Genomic DNA, 22,535 nt, shown 5'->3' with positions numbered 1-22,535 from the left:
AGGAAAAGCAAGAATGGAAAAACAGTCATGGATGGAGCTATTGCCGATTGATCGTTATAAAGTAAGTGCGAAAGGGCTACTGCACAATTACGACCGAAAAGTGTTAACGATGTTGTATCAGCCGTTAATAGGTAGTAGAGCTTTTAGCTTATACATGACACTATGGGGAGAGCTAGAGCAAGATCGTGTATTTGGAAAAGAGAATACGCATCATTCCCTTATGGTGACTATGCAAATGCAACTTCCTGAAATATATGAGGAACGAGTAAAGTTAGAGGCAATTGGGCTATTGAAGGTATATATTAAGAAAGAAAAAGATATTCGAATGTTCATATATGAGTTGCAACCACCTTTATCTCCGAAGCAGTTTTTTGATGATATTGTTTTAAGTATCTTTTTATACAATCGATTGAGCCGGACAAAATATAATCAAGTAAAGCAATATTTCTTAGAAGAAGAATTTGATTTTGCTTCTTATGAAAATGTTACGCGTTCTTTCAATGATGTGTTTGGTTCGTTTAATCCAGGACAGCTTGAGCATGCGCAAGAAGACCTTCGTATTCCAAAAACGACAACTATGCCAAGTAACGAGAAGGGAGACGCTCCGAAAGTTTGGAATGATTTCTTTGATTTCTCTTTATTTGTAGATGGATTGTCCGCTCTTGTTCCTAAAAAGGCGATTACAGATCAAGTGAGAGACTGCGTTATAACACTTGCTTACGTGTATGGTGTAGATGTGTTATCGATGCAAAATATCGTTCTTGGTGCAGTGACAGAGATGCAAACAATTGATACGGAAAGGCTTAGAAAAGGAGCGCGCGATTGGTATCAATTTGAAAATGGTCAAGCATTACCGGTATTAAGTGAAAGAGTACAGCCTCATGCTGCACGTACGATGAAAGAGAAAGAGCCTTCATCGCAAGAGGAGATGTTAATAAAGCAGCTAGAGGAAATCTCGCCAAAACAACTATTGAAAGAGATTTCTGGTGGTGCAGAGGCAACGAAAGCGGACTTGCAGATCGTTGAAGATGTCATGATTAATCAAAAATTGACACCAGGAGTTGTGAATGTACTTATTTATTACGTTATGCTACGCTCAGATATGAAACTTGCGAAAACGTATGTCGAGAAGATTGCTGGGCATTGGGCACGTAAAAAGGTCGGTACAGTAGCGGACGCGATGGCGTTAGCGAAAGAAGAGAACCGTCAATATCAAGAGTGGGCTGAGACGAAGAAAAAAGGCCGTACGGCGAAGAAAACGGTGCGGAAAGAAATGGTGCCAGATTGGCTTAAGGAAGAAGAGCCGAAAGAACAAGAGAAAGAAACAGAGAAGAAAGATACAAGTGTAGAAAAAGATGCAAGTACGCTAGAAGATGAAAGAAAACGACTAGAAGAAGTGTTAAAAAAATATAAGCGTGATTAATAGAAGAGAATGAACGCTCTTTGAGGTGAGAAAATGGAGCATATTCAAAATTCATTTGCAAAATTAATGGAAAATGAAAACTTTAAAAATAGATATGAAGTACTAAAGGCAGAAGTAATGGCGCATCCGCGTGTGAAAGAATTTATAGACGAACATAAGGGTGAAGTAACGACTTCTATGATTGAGCGCAGTCTTGTGAAGTTATATGAATATATTGGACAAAGTGTAGGTTGCGTGGATTGTCCGGATTTAGGTTCATGTAAAAATATGCTACAAGGTTATGAGCCAAAGCTTGTTATTCAAGGGAAGATGATTGATATTCAATACGATCGCTGCGTTAGAAAAGTAGCGCATGACGAGAGAAAGAAATATGAAAAACTCGTTCAAAGTGTATATATGCCAACGGATATTTTGCAGGCAACTATGGAAAACTTAGACCCTTCTGATTTAAATGCACGTATCGATGCAATTGGTGCAGCGAATGAATTTTTAAGTACATATGAACCAGGTAAAAAAGCACAAGGTTTATATTTGTACGGTAAATTTGGTGTAGGAAAAACGTACCTTTTAGGAGCAATAGCGAACGAGCTTGCTCGAAAGAAAATAAGTTCGATGCTCGTATACTTCCCGGAATTTTTACGTGAAATTAAAAGTTCAATTCAAGATAATTCGATTGGTGAAAAGATTGATGCGGTTAAACGCGTACAAGTTTTAATGTTAGACGATATCGGGGCAGAAGCGATGTCAAGCTTTGTGCGTGACGATGTGCTTGGTGCAATCTTGCAATTCCGTATGTTAGAAAACTTACCGACGTTCTTTACGTCTAATTTTGATTTTAAACAACTGGAACACCATTTAACGTATACGCAGCGTGGTGAGGCTGAAGAAATGAAGGCAGCACGTATTATGGAGAGAATTAAATATTTAGCGAAACCAATTCCAATTGGTGGGAAAAACCGTCGTCATAAGTAAAAGAGTAAGCTTCTCAGCTTGCTCTTTTTTTGTATTATAGTGATATTTTCTTTTCGAATATGAGATCGAAATATTCAGGTTGTCCAGAACTGCCAAACGTAGGGGCAACAATCTGTACGAACCTCCAGCCATCTCTAGCATGTTCTTGAATAATTTCTTGGTAGTCTTCAGCTGGTTTTGAGCGAGTGAACCCCCAATGTAATTCGACTTTTACGAATTTATATTCAAACATTCAGATACCCCCTTTTATTGATAAGTAAAGTATACAATAAAAATTCATAGTAGCTTGTATCATTTTTTTCTCCCTCCCTTAATATATATAAAATTAGCAAGCCATATTGAGTGGATTTTCTAACGATAGGAAATGTGATTCTACTAAGAGTGAAATTCACGCGGGACGGACTCTTATAGGATTTGTAACGTATAGATACAGTCCTTTAGAGCGGGGATAAAAGGGGGGACAAAAGTGATTGAAATTTGCTTCGAAGAAAAAAATGATGCTATGCACGTATATAGACAATTGCTGAAAAGAGCGGAAGTGTTATATAAGGAAACGAGTGTGTATTTACAGGAACAAAAAGTGGTGATTCACATACCAGTACGTGAATCGAATTATATTGAAAAAATCTTATTGCCAGTAATGGTGTATTTCATTGTGAATGTGAAACAAAATGAGTGGATTTATACGATTTTAAAAGAAAAGTTTTTTTATGAAGAACAAGAAGAGTGTCATCAAATATTGCACATGGCACATGAGATTTTAAAGGGAAGAAGAAAAGGTGTAGCTCAGGATTTAACGCGTAACGCATTTGAGTCATATATTAAGTCTTCTTTAAATAATTGGCTTTGTGATCCGCTCTCATTCTCGTTTTCATCATATATCCGTTTTCGTCTTCGTACATATAGGGAAATGGTGGCTAAACTTGCGGAAGTGGCAATTGATGAATATAAGATGGAGCAAGAATACCAAATGTTCATTGAGACGCTTCGGCAACAAGTAAGTAGCCGTAAATCACGTTTGTCTTGCGTGCATCTTATTTTTGATGAAAGCTTTATCTTTTATGATGATAAAGGTAGACGTTTAAAACAGGAGAAGTTGGTCCAATATATAGATGAGGAATTATTAAAGCAAAATGATGTATATATTGATACGAAAGTAATTGCGCCGCTTCTTTCTATTTCGCCTAAAAAGATTTATTTATATACGAAAGAACAAGACCATAATATGATTATTACTTTGCGAAATGTGTTCCAAGAACGGGTCCAATTACATGGATTACATGATTTTGAGCGCAATGTGAAAAATTTAAAAAATAAAGGTAACGCCCTTGATTTTCTAAGTTTTTGAGCATATAATTACCTACATAAATGAAATATATTGAAATGTCATGATGAGGACATGAGTAGTTTTCTACGATTTTCAGAGAGGGAAGCCTTAGGGTGTGAGCTTCCTAGTACGGGATTATTACTTACCACCTCTAAACTTTAGCAGTGAACGGTTTTTCTAGTAATTGCTAACGGACAACACCGTTATGTTGAACTTGAGCAATTAACAATTATGTTAATTGGAACAAGGGTGGAACCACGAATTCAACACTCGTCCCTTTTTACGGGATGAGTGTTTTTTATTTTGAGAAAAAGAGGAGTGACCAGTGATGGCAGATGTAGTTAAAATTACTTTCCCTGATGGAGCTGTGAAGGAGTTTCCAAAAGGCGTAACAACTGAAGAAATCGCAGCTTCTATTAGCCCAGGCTTAAAGAAAAAAGCTGTAGCTGGAAAATTAAACGATGAGATGATCGATCTTGTTACACCAATCGAAGAAGATGGTGCAGTTTCTATCATTACATTAGATTCTGAAGATGGCCTATATATTTTACGCCATTCAACAGCCCACCTTTTAGCACAAGCGTTAAAACGTTTATATAAAGATGTTAAGGTTGAGCTTGGCATTGGTCCAGTAATTGAAAATGGCTTCTACTACGATATTGATATGGAAGAAGCAATTACAGTTGAAGACTTCAAGAAAATCGAAAAAGAAATGCAAAAAATCGTGAACGAGAACTTAGAAATCGTTCGTCATGAAGTACCACGTGCAGAAGCAATTCGTCGCTTTGAAGAAATCGGCGATGAGTTAAAATTAGATTTAATTAACGATCTTCCAGAAGATGCAGTTATTTCAATCTATGAGCAAGGCGAATTTTTCGACCTTTGTCGTGGTGTTCACCTTCCATCTACAGGGAAAATTAAAGTGTTTAAATTATTAAGCGTTGCAGGTGCTTACTGGCGCGGCGATAGCAATAATAAAATGCTACAACGTATTTACGGTACTGCATTCGTTAAGAAAGCAGAATTAGATGAGCACTTACGTATGCTTGAAGAAGCGAAAGAGCGCGATCACCGTAAATTAGGTAAAGAATTAAAACTATTTACTAATAGCCAAAAAGTAGGACAAGGTTTACCACTTTGGTTACCAAAAGGTGCAACAATCCGCCGCATTATCGAGCGTTACATCGTTGATAAAGAAGCAAGCTTAGGCTATGATCACGTATATACTCCAGTACTAGGGAGCAGAGAGCTTTATGAAACTTCTGGTCACTGGAACCACTACCGTGATGGCATGTTCCCATCAATGGAAATGGATAACGAAGAATTAGTTCTTCGTCCAATGAACTGTCCTCATCATATGATGGTTTATAAAAATGATATTCACAGCTACCGTGAATTACCAATCCGTATTGCAGAACTTGGAACAATGCACCGTTATGAAATGTCAGGTGCGTTATCTGGATTACAACGTGTACGCGGAATGACTTTAAACGATGCGCACATTTTCGTTCGTCCAGATCAAATTAAAGAAGAGTTAAAACGTGTTGTAAACTTAACTCTAGAAGTGTACAAAGATTTCGGTTTAGAGAACTACTCATTCCGTCTATCTTACCGCGACCCAGCAGATACTAAAAAGTATTATGCGGATGATGAGATGTGGGAAAAAGCACAAGGTATGTTAAAAGAAGCTATGGATGAAATGGGTCTTGATTACTATGAAGCTGAAGGTGAAGCGGCATTCTACGGTCCAAAACTTGATGTTCAAGTTCGTACTGCTCTTGGAAAAGACGAAACACTTTCAACTGTACAATTAGACTTCTTACTTCCAGAACGCTTTGAATTATCATACGTTGGCGAAGACGGTAAACAACATCGTCCAGTTGTAATTCACCGTGGTGTTGTATCAACTATGGAACGTTTTGTAGCCTTCTTAATTGAAGAATACAAAGGTGCATTCCCAACATGGTTAGCTCCAGTTCAAGTACAAGTAATTCCAGTTTCTCCGCAAGTACATTTAGACTATGCGAAGAAAGTACAAGACGAATTGCGTCGTGCTGGTATCCGTGTTGAATTAGACACTCGTGAAGAGAAGATCGGTTACAAAATCCGTGAAGCACAAATGCAAAAAATTCCGTACATGCTTGTAGTAGGTGACAATGAAGTAACTGAAAACGGCGTAAACGTACGTAAATATGGTGAACAAAAATCAGAAACAATCGCATTAGATGCTTTTGTTGACATGATTAAAGTAGAAGGAAAACGATAAGAAAAAGCCGCGGTATACCGCGGCTTTTTTATGTAATATACTCGAGAGAAATTAGAAAAAATAACCATGTGACACTTATCATAAAAAAGTATTGCAAGTATGTTAGTTGTTTGTTACAATATTTCTTGTTGTTAGTAAAACACATCGCGTCTTCTTGACAGACGTCATGTCCTATGATAAACTCATCAAGGATAATAGAATATTGTTTTGTGGAACAAGTAGAAGCACCCGCTTCTCACCTGATGGACGCATTCGCAGTTAACAGGTAAATGTATTTCTTACTTAAGATTTTACAAGTGTGGGTGTCGTATGCCCGCACTTTTTTTGTTCGGGTTCTATGACTACAAAATATGTTCTGAGAAAACCTTGGAGGTGGCTTACTATTAGCAAGGATATGATGATTAACGAGCAAATTCGTGCACGTGAAGTACGTTTAGTTGGCGCAAATGGCGATCAACTTGGAATCAAGTCTCGTAATGACGCTTTAGACTTAGCTGCAAATCTTAATCTTGATTTAGTATTAGTTGCTCCAAATGCGAAACCGCCAGTATGCCGCATTATGGACTACGGTAAATTCCGCTTTGAGCAACAGAAGAAAGAAAAAGAGCAGCGCAAAAATCAAAAAGTAATTAGCATGAAAGAAGTTCGTTTAAGTCCAACAATTGATGAACACGACTTTAACACAAAACTTCGTAATGCTATCAAGTTTTTAGAGAAAGGCGACAAGGTTAAAGCGTCAATTCGCTTTAAAGGACGTGCCATTACTCATAAAGAAATCGGTCAACGTGTTTTAGATCGCTTCTCAGAAGCTTGTGCTGAAGTTAGTACAGTTGAATCTAAGCCTAAAATGGAAGGACGCAGTATGTTCTTAGTTTTAGCACCGAAAAACGATAAGTAATAGATAGAGGAGGAAATACCTATGCCTAAACAAAAAACTCATCGCGGCGCTGCAAAGCGTTTCAAAAAGACTGGATCAGGTAAACTGAAACGTTCTCACGCTTACACAAGCCATTTATTCGCTAACAAATCTACAAAAGCTAAACGTAAACTACGTAAAGCTGGTGTAGTAAGCGCTGGTGACTTCAAACGCATTCGTCAAATGCTTGACAACTTAAAATAAGTTCGGCTGATATATAGAACAATTAGGAGGTAATATTATGCCAAGAGTAAAAGGTGGTACAGTTACTCGTCAACGTCGTAAAAAAGTAATTAAATTAGCAAAAGGTTACTACGGTTCAAAAAATACATTATTCAAGGTTGCTAACCAACAGGTTATGAAATCTCTAATGTATGCATTCCGTGACCGCCGTCAAAAGAAACGTGACTTCCGTAAATTATGGATTACACGTATCAACGCAGCAGCTCGTATGAATGGTCTTTCTTACAGCCGCTTAATGCACGGTCTTAAAAATGCTGGCATCGAAGTTAACCGCAAGATGCTTGCTGACTTAGCTGTTCATGACGAAAAAGCTTTCGCTGAATTAGCAACAGTTGCAAAAAACAACATTAACTAATTAATTAGTTAAAACCTTAGAAGAATTTTCTTCTAAGGTTTTTTATTTGTATTCAAAGAGAAGTTAGAAGTGAAAAGAAATTCTAAAGATTAACGACTATGTCATTATCAATATGACAAAATCAATATAAAAGTTATAGCAGTATAGAAGAATATACATATGAAGTCAGGAGAATACTCCTGGCTTTTTTTAATTCTGCTCTTTTGGAAAGAAGAGTATCTTTCCTAGCCGAAACGACACTGCTATAATGGAAAGATGATATGGAACTTTCATCAGATGAACAATTTAAGAGCGATGACTGAAACGTATTTGTAAATTAAGGACAAGCTATTTTATAAATAGGTAGATAGCTGACTTATTCATAAGAACTGAAACATAATAATGAACTTTGAGATGAAACAACATTGTTGCGTAAAATGCGATGTTGGAGGAGGACAATAGAATGGACTTACTACAACTATTTAAATTACAAAAAGAATTAGATGACCGTATTGCAAAAGAACATGACTTACAACCGAAAAAATTGTTAAAAGAAAAAATGTTAGCTCTTCTTGTAGAAATTGGAGAACTTGCAAATGAAACACGTTGTTTTAAATATTGGAGCAACAAACCAGCTTCGGAGCGTGAAGTGATATTAGAAGAGTACGTAGATGGTTTGCATTTTATTTTATCAATCGGAATTGATTTAGGTATTGATAAAAACTTCCTATTCTATAAATGTGCACAAACGAATAAAACACAAGTGGAAATTTTCTTAGACACATATGCGAAAGTAATTCGTTTTACAGATCAACCATCTATTACAAACTATATTGAATTATTTACGAGCTATCTTCGACTTGGACAAGCACTTGAATTTGAGCAAGAAGAGATTGAAAAAGCATATTTAGATAAAAATGAAGTAAATCATCAGCGTCAAACACAAGGATACTAATTTAATTTTTGAATATTTCAATTTAATTATTGTATAATGAATTGACTGAAGAAAAAGGAGGGTGTTGGCAATGACAAAATTAGACGCGACATTGACAATGCTAAAAGAATTAACGGATGCACGTGGTATTGCTGGTAACGAACGTGAACCACGTGAAGTAATGAAGAAATATATCGAGCCGTTTGCGGACGAACTTTCTACTGATAACTTAGGGAGTTTAGTTGCAAAAAAAGTAGGGGAAGAAAACGGCCCGAAAATTATGGTTGCAGGTCATTTGGATGAAGTTGGATTTATGATTACACAAATCGATGACAAAGGTTTCCTTCGCTTCCAAACGGTTGGTGGCTGGTGGTCACAAGTTATGCTTGCGCAACGCGTGACGATTGTAACGCGTAAAGGAGATGTAACAGGTGTAATTGGTTCAAAACCACCGCACATTTTACCTCCAGAAGCTCGTAAAAAGCCAGTTGAAATTAAAGACATGTTCATCGATATCGGTGCTTCTAGCCAAGAAGAAGCAATGGAGTGGGGCGTACGACCAGGAGATCAAGTTGTACCTTACTTTGAATTCCAAGTGATGAAGAATGAAAAAATGTTACTTGCAAAAGCATGGGATAACCGAATCGGTTGTGCAATTGCAATTGACGTATTAAAACAATTAAAAGATGAAAAGCATCCAAACGTTGTATATGGCGTTGGAACTGTACAAGAAGAAGTTGGTCTTCGTGGCGCAAAAACATCTGCGAATTATATTAAACCAGATATCGCGTTCGCAGTAGATGTTGGTATCGCTGGAGATACACCGGGTGTAACGTCAAAAGAAGCACAAAGTAAAATGGGCGATGGACCACAAATCATTTTATATGATGCTTCTGTTATTGGACATACAGGTTTACGTGATTTCGTAGTTGATGTTGCTGATGAATTACAAATCCCTTATCAATATGATTCAGTAGCGGGCGGAGGAACGGATGCGGGTGCGATTCACATTGCTGTAAATGGTATTCCTTCTATGGCAATTACAATTGCGACGCGCTATATCCATTCTCATGCGGCAATGTTACACCGTGATGATTATGAAAATGCAGTGAAGTTAATTGTAGAAGTTATTAAACGTCTTGATAAAGAGGCTGTACATAACATTACATTTAATTAATAGAAAAAGCGAAGGAGATTCTCCTTCGCTTTTTTATGTTTTAAAAAGGCCGTTCTAATCCTGCTGCAGTATGAGCGCCTAAAATAATTAAACGAGTTAATTGCATCGCCATAAAATGCGGAGTATATATCATTCCTCTTTTTAACCATGACATAATCATTCCGATGTGAGCCCCTGTCACATAACTAATCAAAATATCACGAGGAACCATAAGATCTTCATCATCTGGTTGTGAAATAGACAAGCTTAATGTTAAATGCACTTGTATTGTTTTCATCATTTTATAAGAGTAGTTTCCGGCAGCTTTATCCCCAAGCATAACGTTATAAAAGTTTACATTTTCTGCGATATGTTCGAATAAAGCCAAAAAAGTAGGGTGAGGTGAATCAAATGTAAGTTGAAAATCTTCTTTATTTCTATTTTTCGGTTTAATTACTTCTGCTAGCTTCTCTAACATTTCTTCAATACTTTTGTCTAATAGGTCATATTTATCATGGTAATGGCTATAAAATGTAGCGCGATTTACAGGAGCGCGTTCTGCGATATGTTGCACAGTTACATTTTCAAAGCCTTTTTCGCCTACTAAAGCGACAAAAGCATCCTGAATGAGTTGTCTCGTTCGCTTTACACGTGGATCATTTGTATTTTTAATAGACATTTTTCTTCTCCTCGTTTAATTTTCTATACTTAAACAACATATTGGTATTATATTGTTGTTTAAGCGACATTTCATACGTAAATTGTCGGTTGTAGATTCAAAATAATTATTTATAATTATAAACGATAGTCCTTCAGAAATCAGCACCGCTCGCAGGTAGATAAATTTCGATTTACGCTGCAGATGGTGTGATTTTTTTGTTAAAAGGTTAATATAATTAACAATTAAACAATCTAAACAATAAGGACATAAATAGTTTAGAAAAAAATTATATGCGATATAAGGAGAGGAATGCAATGAATCAGTTTCGAAGAATGGTAATTATCAACATTATCACATTAATTGTACTAGTTGGCGGCGGTATTGGCGGTTATTACTATTACAACCAAACGGAAAATTACTTAAAAACAGACAATGCAAAGATTGATGGGAAGGTAATTCCGGTTGCTTCACCAGTAGCAGGTAAACTAACTGACTGGAAAGCTGAAGTAGGAAAAAATTATAATGAGAACGATAAACTAGGTACTGTTACTGTAGCGGCAGCTAATGGAGAACAAACAGTAGATGTAACAATTCCACAAAATGCAACGGTTGTACAATCAAACGCAACAACAAATGCTTTCGTTGGAGCTGGTAGCCCGATTGCTTACGCATTCGATATGAACAATTTATGGGTAACAGCAAACATTGAAGAAACAGATGTTGATGATGTTCAAAAAGGTCAAGATGTAGATGTGTATGTAGATGCATACCCAGATACAACGTTAACAGGAAAAGTAGAACAAGTTGGCTTAACAACAGCGAATACATTCTCTATGTTGCCATCAAGCAACGCAACAGCGAACTATACGAAAGTAACACAAGTAGTACCAGTTAAAATTTCTTTAGATCATAGCAAATCAGTAAATATTGTTCCTGGCATGAATGTGACAGTTCGTATTCATAAGTAAGGGGGAGATGAGATGTCCTCAATTGTAATTGCAGGATATGCACTATTTTGTATAATCGTCTTCTTCCTTGTAAATCGTCTTTTACGAAAGAAAAAAACGAAAATGGGAGAAGAACAAGTCCCAGCCGTAAGTAAAATAGAAATAAGTAAAGTTGAAACAGAAGAGAAAGAAATTGAACGAAAGCAAGAATCGGAAATTTCTAATGTAGTTGAGTTAGAAACAGGAAAGCAAGAAGAAGTAAAACAAGAAAAAGAAGTGCCGAAAAAACAAATGTCTACGCCTGTAGAGAATGTGAACGTAAAAGCAGTTGTAGCTGTATTAATTCTCGGCATGTTCGTTTCTATTTTAAACCAAACAATTATTAACGTTGCATTACCTCCGTTAATGAATGAATTTAACGTATCAACTTCAACAGCACAATGGTTAATTACAGGCTTCATGCTTGTAAATGGTATTTTAGTACCGATTAGTGCATTTTTAGTTTCACGATTTACGTATCGTAAATTATTCGTAGCAGCAATGTTATTCTTTACGGTAGGATCTATCATTTGTGCTACTTCCGGAAACTTTACGATGATGATGACGGGCCGTGTTATTCAAGCGGTTGGTGCGGGTATTTTAATGCCGGTTGGTATGAATATCTTCATGACATTATTCCCGCCTCATAAGCGCGGAGCAGCGATGGGGTTACTAGGTGTAGCGATGATTTTAGCTCCAGCTATCGGACCGACTGTAACAGGTTGGGTAATTGAAAATTACAGCTGGAACTTAATGTTCTATGCGATGTTTATTATCGGTTTAATTATTACGTTCCTATCTTTAAAATTCTTTACACTAGCTCAGCCAGTGTCTAAAACAAAATTAGATGTATTTGGTGTGGTTAGTTCAAGTATTGGACTAGGAAGCTTATTGTACGGATTTAGTGAGGCTGGAAATAATAGTTGGACTAGTGCAGAAGTTGTTATTTCACTTATCATTGGTGTAATTGGTTTAGCGTTATTTATTTGGAGAGAGTTAACAACGGACAATAAAATGCTTGATTTACAAGTATTTAAATATCCAGTATTTACTTTCACTTTAGTAATTAACGCAATCGTTACGATGGCATTATTCGGAGGTATGTTATTGCTTCCAGTATATCTGCAAAACATTCGTGGCTTTACGCCAATTGAATCTGGTTTACTACTTCTTCCAGGATCATTAATTATGGGGATCATGGGACCAGTAGCGGGTAAATTATTCGATAAATATGGCATTCGTCCATTAGCGATAATTGGATTGGCAATTACGACGTATGCGACATATGAATTTACAAAATTATCGATGGATACACCGTATAGCGTTATTATGACGGATTATATTATACGTTCAATTGGTATGTCATTCATTATGATGCCAATTATGACGGCTGGTATGAACGCGCTGCCGATGAAATTAATTTCTCACGGTACAGCAACGCAAAATACGTCAAGACAAGTAGCGGGTTCAATCGGAACAGCGATTTTAATTACACTTATGACGCAACAAACGACTGCTCACGTAGCAGATTACGGCAACATGTTAACAACATCAAACCCAATTTTAGTTGATAAAATACACGGCATGGGGCAAAGTTTAGCGGCCTTAGCTGGATCAGCTCAAGCAGGAGACGCGATGAGCACACAACTATTATATGGACAAATTTCAAAGCTATCTGCAATTAACGGTATTAACGATGCCTTCTTAATTGCAACGATACTCGCAGGGATTGCTTGGGTGTTATCGTTCTTCTTACCATCAGGCAATAAACCAAATAAAAAAGCAGGGAATTAAATTCCCTGCTTTTTTGTGTTCTTTATGCAGTTAAATATAAAAGCTGGTAACCAGCTACGGAGCACAGCCCTGTTATAAATAAAATTGTTCCCATAGCACGAATACTTGATATTTGTCTGCCGCTTATAATAGCTAATAGTCCAGCTAAAGAGAAGAGACCCCAATATAAAGTTCCTGAAATTGGAATCATCCCCTCTAAATCTATTCCAGAACCTATACAAACGATAGGAACAACGATAAGCGATATGCTAATGAAACCAGCTATAATGGTAAGTGATTTACGACATTTAATACCAAAAATAATTAAAAAAATGCCAACGATGAATTCGCATACCATTAAAGTAAGAGCTAAAATCATCCAAGTTAATATTCCGAACACTTCTGTGTTACCTCCGATTTGTGAGTTTCAAAAAATATTATATATAGTACGAATCACCCACAGTCATGAGTAACCAGAAGATAACTCCTAATATACCAGCGATAAAAATAATGAATCCCATATTACGGATACTTTTAATCTTTGCTTGTAATCCACTTAATCCAGCTAATAATCCAGTTAAAGAAAATAGGGTCCAGTAAAGAGCAGTTGGAATGGGAAAGATTGTATCCATATTAATTCCTATACTTAAAAAAACAAAAGGTAGTGTGACAAAGGATAGGCTAAGTAGCCCCATTAAACCAACGAGTAATTTCCGATATTTAATTCCTGTTACTATTAAAAAAATACCACCAGCAATCCCGCATAGTAAGAGAAGTGGCGTGAAAAGCATCCAAATAACACTGAACATATGTAAACTCCTTTATATGAATTAAGTTATATTTTACTACATGAGGTTTATTTTGGATATTATTAATAAATATGTATAAATTGATAGAGATGAGAAGTGATCATACGAATTAATAAAAGAGGTATCGTGAGGATACCTCTTTCTAATTCAAGAATGCCAACAAATTATTCATAATATGAAATAACATAGCTGGAATAATGGATTTTGTTTTTTTACATAAAATAGCCATTAATAATCCCATGAAGAAAGTAATGACCATTACGCCAAGTGAGTATGTATGAGCGATACCGAAGAAGAAGCTTGTTATAATCGCTGCAATCCAAAATGGAAAGCGTTCTGAGAAAAAGCGAAGTATAAAGCCACGGAAAATAAGCTCTTCAAAAATTGGTGTGAGTATTGCAAAGCCGAGAAGTAATAATATTTGATACTGCTTAAAGACATCTAAGTTTAGTGCGGAAGATTGCTGCTTTGTTGCGTCTTGGAACACATAATTTAACAAGATGTAATTGAGTAAAATGTTTATAGCGAAGAAAAGAAGTAAGTATACGTATGTACGCCATTCTCTCAGTGCTTTAAAGTTAAATGATTGTAGTAGTAATTTTTTTGCGGGTTCGAATTTAAAAATGAAGAATAACAACACGGCTAGCTGTAATACAATACTTGCAGTATTTACGATAGATTCATACAGGGCAATTTGTTTTTTATCTGTAAGACCGGCTGTATAAATTGTTAAGGGCATTGCGAGGAACACAGTAATAAGTCCGGTTCCGAAAAAAGCGAATACAACGGAGCTAATAAATTGTCCCCATGACATAGAGTATTTCTGTTCATTAGAAAGTTGTGTAGCGGGTTGCATATGTAGAATCACCTCTTTATATTTGTATATTTAATTATAAGGCATTTTGTTTTCAGGCGTAATATTTAAATATTACATATAAAGGTGTATTTTCCATAAAATAATAAAAGAGGTATCACCCTGTAGTGATGCCTCTTTCTTATTGATAACTATGTTCTGTCTTGTTATTCAATTTTGCTTGCTCTATTTGCAATTCACGCTCTACCAATCGATCTAATTGCTGAATTGCTTTAAGTGCTTTTTCATAAGAAATTGTTCGATAATGATGCGCTCCGCCCGGTTCTTCATCTGCTTCGTCTGCCCATTTAATAATATTTTGAAGAGATGTTCTTTCAATTTCTTGTTCCACTAAGAAAGAATCTGTATGAAGAAGAATTGCAATAGAAATTTCTTTTGCTAGTTTTGGATGTTCTCCTAATCTAATAAGTAATTTATGTGCTCTTTCAGCACCTTTAATTGCGTGTATATCATTCTTTTTATATAAGTCATAATCCCATTCACCGCCTGTGTACCACGTATGATGTCCGATATCATGAAGGAAGCCAGCTTTTGTGGCAGCATCGACTGAGGCGTGATGCTTTTTGGCTAGGTGAAACGCATGGTAAGCGACAGCGATCGCGTGGACCATTCCAGAACGGTTTACGTATTTTTGTGTAATGTGGTGTTTAAAAATTTGTTCAAGCGTAATACGGTGCATAAAACATTCACTCCTTTTATCTTATGGTGTATATGAAGAAAAATCGATCGGTTTAAATGTATTTTGAACATTGTACTCCATCATAGTTCGTTAGTAAAGTAGAAATGTTTAGGAGAAGAAAAAAATTTTCTGCAAAAAAATCACCTTAGCTTATGCAAAGGTGATTTTCAAATTGCTTATTTTTTTAATCCTTGCTCTAGTGTTTCTAACATTTCGTGCTTTTCATTTTCATCAGCGTTTTTCCAAATGACTTCAAATAAAACGCCAAGACCTGGAAGCATTTTTTCTTCACCGCTTTGAATTGCATCGACGATTGTTTCTTGTAATTGATCTTGTGAATTTCCAGATACATTCGCTAATACAGCACCGCGTAAATTAAAACTCATTGCTTTCACCTCTTCTTCAGAATTGAAACTGACGTTAGTTTTTGTTCTTTTTTATGTAAATATGTATGAAAAATAGGCTATAATGATAAGACAAGAAGAGAGGGAAATACATATTATGAAAAACATTGATTCAGTACAAAATCCGCGTGTAAAGCAGTGGAAAAAGCTGCAAACGAAAAAAGAACGCGATAAAAAAGGTTTATTTTTTGTAGAAGGATTCCACTTAGTCGAGGAAGCTTTGAAGGCAGGAATTGTAACAGAACTTATCGTTTCAGATCAGACAGACCTTCCGAAAGATTGGACAGTTAATGATGTGGAAATGTATATCGTACCTGAGGCGATTGTCAAAATACTTCGTGAAACAGAAACGACACAAGGTGTATTTGCTGTTTGTGAGAAGCATGAGAAAGAAGTAGCTCTTACTGATGGGAAATTCCTTTTATTAGATGGCCTGCAAGACCCAGGTAATTTAGGAACAATTATTCGCACAGCTGATGCAGCTGGTATTCACGCCGTTGTGCTTGGAGAAGGTTGTGTTGATGTTTACAATAGTAAAGTACTCCGCTCTACACAAGGCTCTATTTTCCACTTACCAATTGTAAAAGGGAACTTAGAAGAATGGGTAGACAAGTTAAAAGAAAACAATGTTCCTGTATATGGAACAGCTCTTGAAAATGGAGTTCCGTATGGTGAAGTAACGCCGGATGGCAGTTTTGCATTAATTGTAGGAAATGAAGGAAATGGCGTACGCCAAGAAATTCTTGCAAAAACGGATCAAAACTTGTATATTCCGATTTACGGCGGGGCAGAATCATTAAATGTTGCGGTTGCAGCAGGGATTTTAACGTATTATTTGCAAAGCCCGGTTGCGAACAAATAAAAAACTTCTTATAATAAGTTGAAGTACATTATATTAAAAGTTAAATAACGAAAAACGTTGATAGAGAAGAGTAACTTACAAAATCGCCATATAGGGAGAGAGTGCCGTAGACTGAAAGCATTCTTATGGTAGACGGAAGTGAATTCACCTCTGGAGTTGACGCCAGGACCATGTATATGTAAAGGCGTTCCGGTCAGAATTGATCGTTATAACTAATGAGTGGGCAGACTTGTTCTGTCAATTTAGGGTGGTACCGCGAATTTACCTCGTCCCTTTTTGGGAGCGAGGTTTTTTTATTTTTAAAATTAGGAGGGTTCCAAAATGGAAGCACGTTTAAAAGAGCTAAAGCAAAAAGCGTTAGAGCTTATTGAAGAAGCGAAAGAGCTAAAGGGCTTAAACGACGTACGCGTAGCGTATTTAGGAAAAAAAGGCCCAATTACAGAAGTATTACGCGGCATGGGAAAATTGTCAGCAGAAGAGCGTCCACGTATGGGAGCATTAGTAAATGAAGTGCGTGAAGCGATTCAAACGCGTTTAGATGACAAAATTAGTAACTTAGAAAAAGCAGTAATCGAAGCGAAATTAGCTACTGAAACAATCGATGTTACACTGCCAGGTCGTCCTGTTGAAACAGGTTGTCACCATCCGTTAACAGCTGTTGTTGAGCAAATTGAAGATGTATTCATCGGTATGGGTTATGAAGTAGCTGAAGGAACAGAAGTAGAAAAAGACTACTACAACTTCGAAGCACTAAACTTACCGAAAGATCATCCAGCACGTGATATGCAAGATACATTCTACATTACAGAAGAAACGTTACTACGTACACATACATCTTCTGTGCAAGCACGTACGATGGAAAATAATAAAGAAAAAGGCCCAATCAAAATTATTTGTCCTGGTAAAGTGTATCGCCGTGATGACGACGATGCGACGCATTCACATCAGTTCATGCAAATTGAAGGTCTTGTAATTGATAAAAACATTCGTATGAGTGACTTAAAAGGTACACTGCAAGTATTCGTGAAAAAGATGTTCGGTGAAGATCGTGAAATCCGTCTTCGTCCAAGTTTCTTCCCATTCACAGAGCCATCTGTAGAGATGGATATTTCTTGTATGATGTGTCATGGCAAAGGTTGCGGCACTTGTAAAGGAACTGGCTGGATTGAAATTCTAGGCGCAGGTATGGTTCACCCGAACGTACTTGAAATGGCTGGTTATGATTCAAAAGAATATCAAGGTTTCGCATTCGGTATGGGCGCAGAGCGTATCGCAATGTTGAAATACGGAGTAGATGACATTCGTCATTTCTATACAAATGATGTACGTTTCTTACAACAATTCAAACGAGCGTAAGGGAAGGAGAGGATAAATATGTTCGTATCATATCGTTGGTTACAAGAGTATGTAGATATTAAAGATGTAACAGCACAAGAACTAGCAGACAAAATCACGAAAAGTGGTATTGAAGTAGAAGGCGTTGAAGTATTAAATAAAGGTGTAAAAGGTGTTGTAGTTGGTCACGTATTAGAATGTGAAAAACACCCAGAAGCTGATAAATTAAGCAAATGCTTAATCGATATCGGTGAAGAAGAGCCAGTTCAAATTATTTGTGGAGCTGCTAACATTGCAAAAGGTTTAAAAGTACCAGTTGCAAAAGTTGGAGCTGTACTTCCTGGTAACTTCAAAATCAAAAAAGCAAAACTACGCGGTGAAGCTTCTCACGGTATGGTTTGTGCTCTTCAAGAGCTTGGTATTGATGGAAAGTTAGTTTCAAAAGAATACGCAGATGGTATCTTCATCTTCCCAAGTGACGCTGAAGTTGGTGCAGATGCACTTGAAATTTTAAACTTACACGATGAAGTACTTGAGCTTGGCTTAACACCAAACCGTGCAGATTGCTTAAACATGTTAGGTGTTGCTTACGAAGTAGCTGCTATTTATGGCCGTGAAGTAAAACTTCCAGCTATCGACTTACAAGAAACAGCAGAAAAAACTTCTGATTATATTTCTGTAAGCGTAGAAGCGAAAGAAGAAAACCCATTATACATTGCAAAAATGGTTAAAAACGTAAAGATTGGTCCGTCACCAATGTGGATGCAAACTCGTCTTATGGCAGCTGGCATTCGTCCAATTAGCAACGTAGTTGATATTACAAACTACATTTTAATGGAATACGGTCAACCGTTACATGCATTCGATTACGATAAATTAGGTTCAAAAGAAATCGTTGTTCGTCTTGCAAAAGAAGGCGAAAAAATTGAAACGTTAGATGATCAAGAGCGTACATTACAAAGCCACCATCTTGTAATTACAAACGGCACGAAAGCTTTAGCTGTTGCTGGTGTAATGGGCGGGGCGGATTCTGAAGTTACAAATGAGACAGTAAACGTTCTAATTGAGTCTGCATACTTTGCAGGTCAAACAGTACGTCGTACATCAAAAGACTTAGGTCTTCGTAGTGAATCAAGTGCACGTTTCGAAAAAGGAATCGATCCAACACGTACATTTGAAGCAATTCAACACGCAGCTGCTTTAATGGCGAAATATGCTGGCGGTGAAGCACTTGAAGGTGTAGTAGAAGCTGACAACTTACAAGTACAAGAGCGTACAGTATCTGTTACTGCTGAAAAAGTAAACCGTGTATTAGGTACAAATATTTCTGCGAGTGAAATGGGTACAATGTTCACAAACTTGAAATTCCCATTTACAGAAGTAGAAGGAACATTCCATGTAAATGTACCAGCACGTCGTCCTGATATTACAATTTCAGAAGACTTAGTAGAAGAAGTGGGCCGTCTATACGGTTATGACCACATTCCAGTTACATTACCTTCTGGAACGATGACTCGTGGTAAATTAACATCAGCACAAACGAAACGTCGTAAAGTACGCCGCTTCTTAGAGGGTGCTGGTTTATATGAAGCAATTACGTATTCATTAACAAGCGCTGACAAAGCGAAACAATATATGGTTGAGCCAAACGAAAAGGCGCCTGTAGGTCTTGCACTTCCAATGAGTGAAGAACGTAGCCAACTTCGTTTAAGCTTAGTACCGCAATTATTAGAAGCAGTTTCATACAATGTCGCTCGTAAAAACGACAGCGTTGCTTTATACGAAGTAGGTTCTATCTTCTTACCGACAGAAGAAGGAGAACTTCCGAAAGAAGAACAACATCTTGCAGGTGTTATGACAGGTCTTGCTCTTCACCATGCATGGCAAGGTGAGAAGAAAGTAGTAGACTTCTTCGTTGTGAAAGGTGTACTAGAAGGACTATTCGACGTGCTTGGCGTTTCAAATCAAATCACATATGCACCAGCAAAACGTGAAGGTATGCACCCAGGCCGTACAGCTGACATCGTATTAGATGGCGAAGTAATTGGTTTCATCGGTCAATTGCACCCAGAAGCAGAAAAACAATTAGATGTGAAAAATACATTCGTATTTGAATTATCTCTTGTAAAAGTATTCGGTGCAGACGCTGAGGAAACTTACTACTCAGCAATTCCACGTTTCCCATCTATGACACGTGACATGGCTGTTGTAGTAACAAAAGAAACAAAAGCTGGTGAAATGAAGCAAGTCATTGCTGAAGCTGGCGGAGAACTTCTGAAAGACGTAACACTATTCGACTTATACGAAGGTGAAAAAATGGAAGAAGGCAAGAAATCACTTGCATTCTCTATGACTTACTTCGATGCAGAACGTACATTAACAGACGAAGAAGTAACAGAAGCACATAACCGTGTACTAACAACGGTAGAAGAGAAATTCGGTGCGGAGTTACGTAAGTAATTAGAAAATTGCCGGATTCATTCCGGCAATTTTTTTATTGGATTGGTTGTCGGACACTGTCGGTAAGTCGATATATTACAAAAATCGCTCATATATTTTCCGACACCTTGCATCTTTCTCTCGAATGTAGTACATTAATTTTAGTTTAACAAAATGAAAGACGATGATAAGGAAAAGTAGTATATACTATAATCCAAAGCGAGTCAGGGACGGTGAGAGCCTGATGAGGCGGTATATGTGAAGAACACCTTGGAGTTGCTAACCGAAATTGAATTTTGTATTCAAGAGTAGACTTAGACGGGAATCCGGCCTGTTACAAACCGGGAAGTATGTATTACATACGAGTTAAAGTTGGTCTTTATGACAAATTGGGTGGTACCGCGAAGTTTAACCTTTCGTCCCTTTATGGATGAAAGGTTTTTTTGTATTTAAATATATGAGCAAAGGAGAATTTCACTATGGAAAACACATTAGTAAAAAGTCTGTATAGAGATACAGAAAAGTATGCAGATCAAACAGTACAAGTATCAGGGTGGATTCGTAACTTACGTGATTCAAAAGCATTTGGTTTCATCGAATTAAACGACGGTAGCTTCTTTAAAAGTGTTCAAATCGTTTTCGATACAGAATTAGAGAACTTCAAAGAAATTGCAAAACTTCCACTTAGCTCTTCAGTTAAAGTAGAAGGTAAAGTAATTGCAACGCCGGGAGCGAAGCAACCATTTGAAATTAAAGCAGAAAAAATTGATATCGAGGGCTTATCAGATTCTGATTACCCACTTCAAAAGAAGCGTCATACGTTTGAATACTTACGTACAATCGCTCACTTACGTCCAAGAACAAATGCATTCTCTGCAACGTTCCGCGTACGTTCTATCGCAGCATTTGCGATTCACCAATTCTTCCAAGAGCGTGGATTCGTACATGTCCACACACCAATCATCACTGGTAGTGATACAGAAGGTGCTGGCGAAATGTTCCGCGTAACAACGCAAGATTTAAATAACCTACCAAAAGGTGAAGACGGAAAAGTTGATGAGTCAAAAGACTTCTTCGGTAAAGAAACAAACTTAACAGTAAGTGGACAGCTGAACGCTGAAGCTTATGCATTAGCATTCCGTGATGTATACACATTCGGACCTACATTCCGTGCAGAAAACTCAAACACAACTCGTCACGCTGCTGAGTTCTGGATGGTTGAGCCTGAGATTGCATTCGCTGAACTAGGTGACGTAATGAACCTTACAGAAGATATGCTGAAATATGCAATGAAATACGTATTAGAGCATGCACCAGAAGAAATGGAATTCTTCAACAGCTTCGTTGATAAAACAGTTCTAGAGCGCATGAACAACGTAATCAACTCTGACTTCGGTCGCATCACATATACAGAAGCAATTAAAGTGCTTCAAGAATCAGGTGCTGACTTCAAATACCCAGTAGAATGGGGAATTGACTTACAAACAGAGCACGAAAGATACTTATCAGAAGAAATCTTCAAACGCCCTGTATTCGTAACTGACTATCCGAAAGACATTAAAGCATTCTACATGCGTTTAAATGAAGACGGTAAAACAGTAGCTGCTACTGACCTTCTAGTTCCTGGCATCGGCGAATTAATCGGCGGAAGCCAACGTGAAGAAAGAATGGACGTTTTAGTAGACAGAATTAAAGAATTAGGTATGAACGAAGAGGACTACTGGTGGTACTTAGAACTTAGAAAATACGGCGGTACAAAACACGCTGGATTCGGTCTAGGTTTCGAGCGCTTCCTAATGTACATCACTGGTATGGCTAACATCCGTGACGTAATTCCATTCCCAAGAACTCCAGGTTCTTCTGAATTCTAAAATATGAAAAAAAGCGAGAGGATTTCCTCTCGCTTTTTATTTTACATATTGTATAGTTTATTCCCTCGTAGCAAAAAGTAACGCGAAGGGGTGAATATAAATGAGTAAAAAAGTGAAAAAAGATCATTCAAGATCGGGCCTAGGTTCTCCAGAAGTTGAAGGACAAGGAACGACGACACATGAAACAGGTTCTCATAAAGTATCTTCATCAAATAAGAAGCAGAAACGAAGCTAACATAACAAAGGAGAGTCTTAAGGGCTCTCCTTTGTT

The 22,535-nt window shown here is 37.2% G+C and carries 23 protein-coding genes and 4 other annotated features; of the genes, 16 read left to right on the top strand and 7 right to left on the bottom strand.

The window, feature by feature from the left end; all coding sequences use genetic code 11:
- The first annotated feature begins 13 nt into the window (after positions 1–13).
- Together DN407_RS22620 and dnaI are read left to right on the top strand one after the other, a co-directional pair.
- Positions 14–1,423 carry a replication initiation and membrane attachment family protein gene (locus DN407_RS22620; RefSeq protein WP_000415029.1) on the top strand — a complete coding sequence of 470 codons (1,410 nt, stop codon included), beginning with the start codon at positions 14–16 and terminating at the stop codon, positions 1,421–1,423.
- Positions 1,424–1,456: 33 nt separating this feature from the next.
- Complete coding sequence (dnaI, locus tag DN407_RS22615) at positions 1,457–2,395, top strand: primosomal protein DnaI (RefSeq protein ID WP_000400104.1); 939 nt, start codon at positions 1,457–1,459, stop codon at positions 2,393–2,395.
- Positions 2,396–2,429: 34 nt separating this feature from the next.
- Here the strand turns inward: dnaI and DN407_RS22610 are convergent, their stop codons facing one another.
- Positions 2,430–2,627 (bottom strand): DUF4177 domain-containing protein, encoded by a 198-nt coding sequence (locus tag DN407_RS22610; RefSeq protein WP_000464456.1) that lies wholly within the window; start codon positions 2,625–2,627, stop codon positions 2,430–2,432.
- 234 nt (positions 2,628–2,861) lie between these two features.
- On the opposite strand from DN407_RS22610, the gene ytxC reads away from it, so the two are divergent.
- From ytxC to DN407_RS22575, 7 genes are all read left to right on the top strand, one after another.
- Positions 2,862–3,743 (top strand): putative sporulation protein YtxC, encoded by an 882-nt coding sequence (gene ytxC, locus DN407_RS22605; RefSeq protein WP_000569629.1) that lies wholly within the window; start codon positions 2,862–2,864, stop codon positions 3,741–3,743.
- Between the two features lie 31 nt (positions 3,744–3,774).
- Positions 3,775–4,003: a binding site (T-box leader), on the top strand.
- A 47-nt stretch (positions 4,004–4,050) separates the two neighbouring features.
- Positions 4,051–5,988, top strand: a complete 1,938-nt coding sequence (gene thrS / locus DN407_RS22600; RefSeq protein ID WP_000786083.1) for a threonine--tRNA ligase — start codon at positions 4,051–4,053, stop codon at positions 5,986–5,988.
- Positions 5,989–6,198: 210 nt separating this feature from the next.
- Positions 6,199–6,319, top strand: a sequence feature (ribosomal protein L20 leader region).
- Positions 6,320–6,382: 63 nt separating this feature from the next.
- A complete protein-coding gene (infC, locus tag DN407_RS22595) occupies positions 6,383–6,886 on the top strand; it encodes a translation initiation factor IF-3 (protein WP_000973215.1) in 504 nt (167 codons plus the stop codon).
- A gap of 21 nt (positions 6,887–6,907) precedes the next feature.
- On the top strand, positions 6,908–7,108 hold the full coding sequence (gene rpmI / locus DN407_RS22590) for a 50S ribosomal protein L35 (protein WP_001125945.1): 201 nt from the start codon (positions 6,908–6,910) through the stop codon (positions 7,106–7,108).
- A gap of 37 nt (positions 7,109–7,145) precedes the next feature.
- Positions 7,146–7,502 (top strand): 50S ribosomal protein L20, encoded by a 357-nt coding sequence (rplT, locus tag DN407_RS22585; RefSeq protein WP_001138362.1) that lies wholly within the window; start codon positions 7,146–7,148, stop codon positions 7,500–7,502.
- 442 nt (positions 7,503–7,944) lie between these two features.
- Positions 7,945–8,436: a dUTP diphosphatase gene (locus DN407_RS22580; RefSeq protein WP_000365050.1), complete on the top strand. Its 492-nt coding sequence runs from the start codon at positions 7,945–7,947 to the stop codon at positions 8,434–8,436.
- A 70-nt stretch (positions 8,437–8,506) separates the two neighbouring features.
- Positions 8,507–9,592: a M42 family metallopeptidase gene (locus DN407_RS22575; protein WP_000163555.1), complete on the top strand. Its 1,086-nt coding sequence runs from the start codon at positions 8,507–8,509 to the stop codon at positions 9,590–9,592.
- A gap of 40 nt (positions 9,593–9,632) precedes the next feature.
- On the opposite strand, the gene DN407_RS22570 is transcribed toward DN407_RS22575, so the two are convergent.
- A complete protein-coding gene (locus DN407_RS22570; protein ID WP_000023661.1) occupies positions 9,633–10,250 on the bottom strand; it encodes a TetR/AcrR family transcriptional regulator in 618 nt (205 codons plus the stop codon).
- Positions 10,251–10,546: 296 nt separating this feature from the next.
- Here DN407_RS22570 and DN407_RS22565 point away from each other — a divergent pair, with 296 nt between their 5' ends.
- Both DN407_RS22565 and DN407_RS22560 read left to right on the top strand, forming a co-directional pair.
- Positions 10,547–11,200, top strand: coding sequence for an HlyD family secretion protein (locus DN407_RS22565; RefSeq protein ID WP_001071419.1), 654 nt, complete (start codon positions 10,547–10,549; stop codon positions 11,198–11,200).
- A 12-nt stretch (positions 11,201–11,212) separates the two neighbouring features.
- Positions 11,213–13,012, top strand: coding sequence for a DHA2 family efflux MFS transporter permease subunit (locus DN407_RS22560; protein ID WP_149216644.1), 1,800 nt, complete (start codon positions 11,213–11,215; stop codon positions 13,010–13,012).
- Between the two features lie 22 nt (positions 13,013–13,034).
- Here the strand turns inward: DN407_RS22560 and DN407_RS22555 are convergent, their stop codons facing one another.
- The 5 genes from DN407_RS22555 to sspI form a co-directional block, all read right to left on the bottom strand.
- Positions 13,035–13,391, bottom strand: coding sequence for an ammonia permease (locus DN407_RS22555; RefSeq protein ID WP_065222750.1), 357 nt, complete (start codon positions 13,389–13,391; stop codon positions 13,035–13,037).
- 37 nt (positions 13,392–13,428) lie between these two features.
- Positions 13,429–13,800 carry a DNA-binding protein gene (locus DN407_RS22550; RefSeq protein WP_070179522.1) on the bottom strand — a complete coding sequence of 124 codons (372 nt, stop codon included), beginning with the start codon at positions 13,798–13,800 and terminating at the stop codon, positions 13,429–13,431.
- A gap of 142 nt (positions 13,801–13,942) precedes the next feature.
- Complete coding sequence (locus DN407_RS22545; protein ID WP_001182122.1) at positions 13,943–14,656, bottom strand: CPBP family intramembrane glutamic endopeptidase; 714 nt, start codon at positions 14,654–14,656, stop codon at positions 13,943–13,945.
- A 139-nt stretch (positions 14,657–14,795) separates the two neighbouring features.
- Entirely contained in the window at positions 14,796–15,353 is a 558-nt protein-coding gene (locus tag DN407_RS22540; protein ID WP_000554786.1) for an HD domain-containing protein, read from the bottom strand.
- A gap of 176 nt (positions 15,354–15,529) precedes the next feature.
- Positions 15,530–15,739, bottom strand: coding sequence for a small acid-soluble spore protein SspI (gene sspI, locus DN407_RS22535; protein WP_000009509.1), 210 nt, complete (start codon positions 15,737–15,739; stop codon positions 15,530–15,532).
- An 82-nt stretch (positions 15,740–15,821) separates the two neighbouring features.
- On the opposite strand from sspI, the gene DN407_RS22530 reads away from it, so the two are divergent.
- The 5 genes from DN407_RS22530 to DN407_RS22510 all read left to right on the top strand — a co-directional run bounded on the left by DN407_RS22530 (position 15,822) and on the right by DN407_RS22510 (position 22,499).
- A complete protein-coding gene (locus DN407_RS22530; protein ID WP_149216643.1) occupies positions 15,822–16,619 on the top strand; it encodes a TrmH family RNA methyltransferase in 798 nt (265 codons plus the stop codon).
- A 48-nt stretch (positions 16,620–16,667) separates the two neighbouring features.
- Positions 16,668–16,896, top strand: a binding site (T-box leader).
- A gap of 44 nt (positions 16,897–16,940) precedes the next feature.
- Positions 16,941–17,975, top strand: coding sequence for a phenylalanine--tRNA ligase subunit alpha (gene pheS / locus DN407_RS22525; protein ID WP_000388219.1), 1,035 nt, complete (start codon positions 16,941–16,943; stop codon positions 17,973–17,975).
- Positions 17,976–17,993: 18 nt separating this feature from the next.
- Positions 17,994–20,414: a phenylalanine--tRNA ligase subunit beta gene (pheT, locus tag DN407_RS22520; RefSeq protein ID WP_000498191.1), complete on the top strand. Its 2,421-nt coding sequence runs from the start codon at positions 17,994–17,996 to the stop codon at positions 20,412–20,414.
- Positions 20,415–20,568: 154 nt separating this feature from the next.
- Positions 20,569–20,820 (top strand) — a binding site (T-box leader).
- Positions 20,821–20,872: 52 nt separating this feature from the next.
- Positions 20,873–22,264, top strand: coding sequence for an asparagine--tRNA ligase (asnS, locus tag DN407_RS22515; protein WP_000432177.1), 1,392 nt, complete (start codon positions 20,873–20,875; stop codon positions 22,262–22,264).
- A gap of 100 nt (positions 22,265–22,364) precedes the next feature.
- The gene (locus DN407_RS22510; RefSeq protein WP_000039590.1) at positions 22,365–22,499 is read left to right on the top strand and encodes a YuzL family protein; all 135 of its coding nucleotides are present in this window, start codon (positions 22,365–22,367) and stop codon (positions 22,497–22,499) included.
- The last annotated feature ends 36 nt before the right edge of the window (positions 22,500–22,535 follow it).

Origin of the sequence: Bacillus sp. JAS24-2, assembly GCF_008274905.1 — a bacterium.
Lineage (GTDB): Bacteria > Bacillota > Bacilli > Bacillales > Bacillaceae_G > Bacillus_A > Bacillus_A cereus.
The sequence above is the reverse complement of the archived record's forward strand: the minus strand, read 5'-3'. Positions and strand labels throughout refer to the sequence as shown.